We start from the raw sequence: 4426 nt of genomic DNA, 5'->3' as shown, positions 1-4426 counted from the left end.
GCCGGTGGCCCGCAGCAGCTCGCTCTGCGCGGTCCGCAGGTCGCTGATCATCGCTTCGCCGTAGGTGCGCACCCCCTGCGACCACGCGCGTCCGGCCAGCTCCGCGCCCTCCCGCACCAACTCCCGGGTGCGTTCCAGGTCCTCGTCGTCGCCGCCGCGGCAGGCCCGGTTCAGCTCCCGCGTGGCCGCGCCGAGGCGGACCACCGCGTCCGGCAGCGCGGGCGGGATCGGCTCGTCGTACTGCAACGCGGTGGCGGAGCGCCGGGCGATCGACCGGGCGTAGAGCACCAGCCGTTCCAGGTGCTGCGTCGCCTCGGCGTACCTGTGGAACTGGGCCCGGCGGCGCCAGCGGACGGGCGCGATGGTCACCACCTCCTCGGCCCCGCTGAGCGCGTCGTTGAGCCGCCCGATGTCCGGCTCGAGTCCGCGCAGGTCCTCCAACGCGCGCTGAGCCTCGTCGGCGTCGCGCCGGGTCAGCGCGTGCGCGACGGCGTCGAGTTGCGCGGTGAGCCCGGCGGTCACCGGCTCCACCGCCTTGCCCAGCACCCGGATCGGGTTGACCGGCAGCAGCAGCGCCACCACGAACAGGCCGACCAGCCCGCCCACCAGCGCGTCGAAGAGCCGGGGCAGTTCCAGGCCGGGCTGCACCGGCGCGAGCGTGGCGATCAGCACCGCCGTACCGCCCGCCTGGCCGACCAGCGCGCCGCCGCGCCCGGCCACCAGCAGCGCGGTGGCGATGGCGAGCGTGACCACCAGGCCCGTCTGCCAGGAGCCGCTGCCGAGCAGGGCGCGCAGCAGGTCACCGACCACGATGCCGAGGCCCACGCCGATGAGCAGTTCGAACGTGCGCCGGGCCCGCTGGCCGATCGCGGTGGCGATGGTGCCGACCGCGGCGGCCGGGGCGAAGACGTGCCCGCCGGAGCCGAGCAGCCACTGGGCGAGCAGCGCGGCGAGCGCCGCGGCCAGCCCGGCCTGCGCGGAGATCACCACGGTGATCTCCAGTTGGCGCATCCGGTTCCGGCTGGCCATGCCGCCCTCGGCACGGGCCCGGGCGAGGGCGCTGCCGCCCCGCTCGACCACCCGGTCCAGGGGCGAGCGGACGGTGTCGCGAGGGCGGTCGGCCATGTCGCCGGTTACCCGCCCCCGTGCCGGTGAATCGTCCGCCCGGCCCGGCCGGCGCCCGGATCAGCGCCCGAAGGTGCGGTCGAGCAGGTCGAACAACGCGGCCCAGTGCCGCTTCGTGGCCTGCTCGTCGTACATCGGCGTGTCCGACTGGGTGTAGCCGTGGCGGGCGCCGGGATAGACCTCGGAGCGGTAGGTGACACCGGCCGCGTCCAGCGCCTTCTTCAGCACGGCGATCTGCTCGGCGGTCATCGACGGGTCGGCGTCGGCGTGCCCGAAGTAGAGCTCGCCGCTCACCGTGCCGAGGCCCAGGTGCGGGCTGTCCGGCGCGTCGGTGACCACCCGCCCGGCGTGGAACGCGGCCGCCGCGGCGATCCGGTCCGGCAGCGCCTCGATCGCGCGCAGCGCGTTCATGCCGCCCATGCAGTACCCGGTGATCGCCGCCGGACCCGGCGCGACGTCCGGCTGGGCGGCGAGGAAGTCCAGGTAGGCGGCGGTGTCCCGGGCCACCGTCTCCGGCGTCAGTGCGGCCATCATCGGCCCGATGCTCTCGAACAGGGCGCCGCGGCGGCTGTCGTCGGCGAGCGCGCCGAGGTCGATCAGCGGGGCGCGTCCGGCGCGGTAAAACAGGTTGGGCGCCAGCACGACGTATCCGCGCTCGGCGATCGTCGCGGCCATCTCCGCCACCCGGGACCGCAGCCCGAAGGCGTCCATGAACAGCAGGACGGGCGGGAAGGGGCCACCGGAGTCCGGCCGCGCCAGGTAGGCGTCAGCCGTTCCGTCGGGGGTGGGCACGTCCACGGTCGTCGGCTGCACTGTCGGGGCCTCCTTGCTGCGGGTTCCGGGCTGCACGCTACCCCCGGCCCGGCGGCGCCGGCGCCTCGGGCTCGCGACCCGTTTGCCGACGTCCAGCGTGGGAATCCGGCAATCCCAGCGGAGGAAGGCGGCGAGATGGACCAGGATCAGTTCATCGGCGCGGTGGCCCGGCGGTGCGGCGCGTCCGCGGAGCAGGCCACGGCGATCACCCGGGCGACGTTGACGACGCTGGCCGAGCGGATCGACGGCGGGGAGGCCCGCGACCTTGCCGACCAGCTGCCCGAGGCGCTGCGGGCCTACGCGTTCGGCCCGGCCGAGGCGGCCGAGCCGTTCGGGCTCGACGTGTTCGTGGAGCGGGTCAGCGGACGCGCCGACGTGGACGTGGACGCCGCCCGCGACGGCATCACGGCGGTGTTCGACGTGCTGCGCGACGCCGTCGACCCGGCCGCGTACGCCCAGGTCGTCACGCAGCTTCCCGCCGAGTACGGCGACGTGGCCGACCAGAGCGCCCCGTACGTGCGGCGCACCGCGTGAGCGAGGACGCGCTGCGCCGCCCGCCCGAGGCCGACGCGCAGGAGCAACGGCAGGACGAGACGCTCGTCGGGCCACCCGACACGGTAGACAGGGCGGTGCCCGAGGCGAGCGAGGCGGACCTGGCCGAGCAGGGCGTGCTGCGCCCGCCGAGCGACCGCGCCGGCCTGGGCGAGTCGGTACGCGACGATCTGACCGCCGCCGACGCGGTGGAGCAGAACACGGAGATCCCGCTGCCCGACGAGGAGCACTGGGCCTGACCGGCTCAGTGGTCCGGGCTGTCCGCCCGGGCCATCAGCCGCAGCGCGTTCGGGTCCAGACCGATCCGGACCGGGGTCTGCCCGTACGGCTCGCCGTCGACCTCGATGCGGGCCGGCCGGTCGGTGTCCAGCCACAGCTGGCGTACCGCCAGGAACGGCTCGTCGCCGAGCGTGCGGCGGTGGCCGGCCGCCGCGTTGCGCGCCGTCTCGCGCAGCAGCCCGCGCCGGGTCGGCCCACCCACCGGGTACGCGACCAGCAGCCGGTCGTCGGCGGTGGCGTCGGCGGTGATCGGGCGGCCGGCGTGGAAACCGCCGTTTGCCACGTACACCTGATGGGTGGTGAACGTGTGCTCGCGTCCCTCGGCGCGGACCGTCACGCGCAGCGGCCGGTGCCGGGCCAGCAGACCCAGCCCGGTCATCGGGTACGCGAGCCGCCCGGCGGCCCGCTTCAGCCCCGGCGGCGCGGCCTGCATGATGTCGGCGGACAGCCCGATCCCGACGTGGTTGGTGAACCGGGTGTCGCCGATCAGGCCCAGGTCGACGTCGATCACCTTGCCGTCGGTGAGCACCGCGATCGCGGCGTCCAGGTCGAGCGGCACGCCGACGGTGCGGGCGAAGTTGTTGGTGGTGCCCAGCGGCAGCAGACCCAGCGCGACGTCCCGGTGGGCGAGCAGCCGGGCGGCCGCGCCGACGGTGCCGTCGCCGCCGCCGGTGACCAGCAGGTCCGGCCCGAGGTCGGCGGCCTCGGCGAGCACCCGGTCCAGTTCGCCGGGCCGGTCCACCGGGTACGCGCCGAGCAGCGTGAACCCGGCCGCGCGCAGGCGGCCGTGGACGGTGTCGTAGAGCCGCCGGCCACGGCGGGAGTGGGCGTTGACCACCAGCGCCGCCCGCCGTCGTCCCCGGATCGCCGTGGTCAGCTCCTGCTTGCTCCGCACGGTTGCGACAGTAGCCGCCCCGCCCGGCAGCGGTCCGGTCGCGCTGCCGACGTGGACGGCATCGGTTACCGTCGCGACGGCCGTGATCGTCGATCTTCGAGGGTGGATGTCCCGATGAATCAGCCGGCAACACCGCAGGCGCCAGCGCCCCAGCACACCCAGCCGAACCGCCCGGCGCGGACCCTGATCGGGCTGGCGCTGATCGTCCCGGCCGTGATCGCCTGGGTCTGGTCGTACGTCCTGCCCACCCTGTCCACAGTGGCCCGCAGCTTCCAGGGTGACGGGCCGCGCGGCTCGGGCGAGTCGGCCGGTACGGCGAACTACGAGGCCGCCCTCACCTCCGGCTTCGCCGGGCAGGTCGGGTTCGCGGTGCTGCTCGCCCTGATCCCGCTGGCGGTGGCGCTGCTCGCCGCGCCGCTGCTCGCCGTCCTCGCCGACCGGGCCGGCCGGGTCGCCCGCCTGGTCACCCGGGGCGTGCTGGCGCTGCCGCTCGCCGCGTACGCGCCGGTCGCGGTGTACCTCGGCCGGCGCGCCGAGGGCATCGAGGACGGCACCCTCACCCAGGATCTGCAGTCCCCCCGGACGTTCCTCGTCTCGGCGCTGGCACAGGTGACGTTCGGGCTGGTCGTCGCGGTGGCCGCGACGCTGTACCTGAGCGCCCTGCGCCGGCGGGACCCCGACCAGCGGCCCGCGCCCGCCATGCTGACTGTCGGCGGGCTGCTCGGCCTGGGCGTCCTCGCCGCCGCCCTGCAGACCTACACC

The 4426-nt window shown here is 75.6% G+C and carries 5 protein-coding genes and 1 pseudogene; 3 read left to right on the top strand and 3 right to left on the bottom strand.

Going from position 1 to position 4426, the window contains the following annotated elements:
* Positions 1-1125, bottom strand: a 1125-nt coding sequence (locus KBX39_RS24415; protein WP_210872691.1) for an aromatic acid exporter family protein, incomplete at its 3' end; no start/stop codon positions are given.
* A 60-nt stretch (positions 1126-1185) separates the two neighbouring features.
* On the bottom strand, positions 1186-1938 hold the full coding sequence (locus tag KBX39_RS24410; protein WP_210872690.1) for a dienelactone hydrolase family protein: 753 nt from the start codon (positions 1936-1938) through the stop codon (positions 1186-1188).
* A gap of 135 nt (positions 1939-2073) precedes the next feature.
* Here KBX39_RS24410 and KBX39_RS24405 point away from each other — a divergent pair, with 135 nt between their 5' ends.
* Entirely contained in the window at positions 2074-2472 is a 399-nt protein-coding gene (locus KBX39_RS24405; RefSeq protein ID WP_210872688.1) for a DUF2267 domain-containing protein, read from the top strand.
* Complete coding sequence (locus tag KBX39_RS24400) at positions 2469-2729, top strand: hypothetical protein (RefSeq protein WP_064445871.1); 261 nt, start codon at positions 2469-2471, stop codon at positions 2727-2729. The genes KBX39_RS24405 and KBX39_RS24400 overlap by 4 nt, the downstream gene beginning before the upstream one ends.
* A gap of 5 nt (positions 2730-2734) precedes the next feature.
* Here KBX39_RS24400 and KBX39_RS24395 read toward each other — a convergent pair whose 3' ends face one another.
* Positions 2735-3664, bottom strand: a complete 930-nt coding sequence (locus tag KBX39_RS24395; RefSeq protein ID WP_210872686.1) for a diacylglycerol kinase family protein — start codon at positions 3662-3664, stop codon at positions 2735-2737.
* 114 nt (positions 3665-3778) lie between these two features.
* On the opposite strand from KBX39_RS24395, the pseudogene KBX39_RS24390 reads away from it, so the two are divergent.
* Positions 3779-4426: pseudogene (locus KBX39_RS24390) on the top strand (sugar ABC transporter permease); the annotation flags it as partial.

It is taken from the genome of Micromonospora sp. D75 (genome assembly GCF_018070405.1).
In the GTDB taxonomy this organism is placed as follows: domain Bacteria; phylum Actinomycetota; class Actinomycetes; order Mycobacteriales; family Micromonosporaceae; genus Micromonospora; species Micromonospora chalcea.
The sequence above is the reverse complement of the archived record's forward strand: the minus strand, read 5'-3'. Positions and strand labels throughout refer to the sequence as shown.